Source organism: Mycobacterium sp. 852014-50255_SCH5639931 (assembly GCF_001665605.1).
Classification (GTDB): Bacteria; Actinomycetota; Actinomycetes; order Mycobacteriales; family Mycobacteriaceae; genus Mycobacterium; species Mycobacterium paraffinicum.
Genome location: NZ_LZSV01000047.1, coordinates 1 through 1,337, shown reverse-complemented (window position 1 = coordinate 1,337; position 1,337 = coordinate 1). Strand labels below are relative to the sequence as shown.

At 63.4% G+C, this 1,337-nt stretch carries 1 protein-coding gene; it reads right to left on the bottom strand.

Annotated elements, in window-relative coordinates:
* On the bottom strand, positions 1 to 1,337 hold a 1,337-nt coding region (locus tag A5758_RS24870), incomplete at both ends, for a virulence factor Mce family protein (protein ID WP_156622784.1).

Sequence of the window (1,337 nt, the reverse complement as noted above, 5' to 3'; positions counted from 1 at the left end):
TCCGGCGTCGGGGCCGCCCATCAATTCGGCCAGCGATTCGGGGGTCAACAGGCCGCCCGTGATCGGCCCCACCTGTGTGCCTTGCATGCCCGGCGCGACAACCCAGCCGGGCTGGGTGTTGCGGTGCGAGAACGGGGTGTCGGGCACCCAGATTCCGGGCACCGTGGTGTCCTTGTATCCGTTCGGTGGGTGCAGCCTCGGCTCGGAGTAGGCGACTTCTTTGGGTAGGGCCTCGGCGGTGCTGAACAGGTTCAGCCCGAACGGCAGGTAGTTGAACTTGATCGCATCGAGGACTGGCGCCAGGTATTGCGCACACAGCTCGGCGGACTCTTGATAGCCCAACCGGCTACCGGCCTGAATCATGCTGCAGAAGAACTGCATTGGGTTGGCGAAGTTAGGGATCGCCGGGATCGACATGACGGCCCCATGCGACGGGTGGTAGATCTGGCTGAGGTTCGTCTCCAACGTCGGCAGGACATGCAGCGCGGTCTCCAAACCGTTCAGTGGGTCGGGCTGGACCAACGTGGTGGTCAGGGTGGCGAGGTTGTCGAGGTCATGGACGAGCACCTCGCGGTTCTTGGTCAAGAACGGGCGCAGGGTGGAGAGCAGGCTGTCGAACTGCTGTAGCGCATTGGCGAGATCATGGTCGGATCCGGTCAACTCGCCGGTGAACTGGGCCAGGTTCTTGTTCAGCGCGACGAACTGCTGGTCGTCTTTGTGCAGTGCGTTGACGAACTGGGCCAGGCTCTTCACCACCGCGAAGAAGTCGCCACGGCCCTCGTTCAGCGCGGTCAACGCCCGCGACAAGCTGTTCAGCGTCGCGTTGATCTGCTTGCCCTTGCCGGCCAGCCCGTCCGCGAACGACTCGATGGCCTCACCGAACGGACCTTTGGGTTGCTCGGGTGTCGGGCCAAGTTTGGCGATGACGTTGGCGACGCCTTCGCGCAGTTCGTCCCACTCCGTCGGGACCTGCGTGCGCTCGAGGGGGATCACGGCGTTATCGCCCATGACCGGACCACCTTTGTAGGGTGGCTCCAGTTGAATGCTGCGCGACGCCACCAGCGTCGGGTTCACGATGACGGCGGACGCGTTGGCGGGCACCTTGTATTTGTTGTCGTAGTGAAACGTCACCTTCATCTTGTCGCCGGCCGGTTCGATCTTGTCGACGGAGCCGACACGAACGCCCATGATTTGGACTTTGTCGCCGGGATAGAGCGCGTTCGCCGTTGGGAAATAAGCGATTACGGTGTTGGCGGTCAGCTTCTGGTAGAGCCGCCAGCCGAGGGACCCGGCGACCAGGACCAGCAGTACCACCAGCACGCCGATGACCGTCCGGG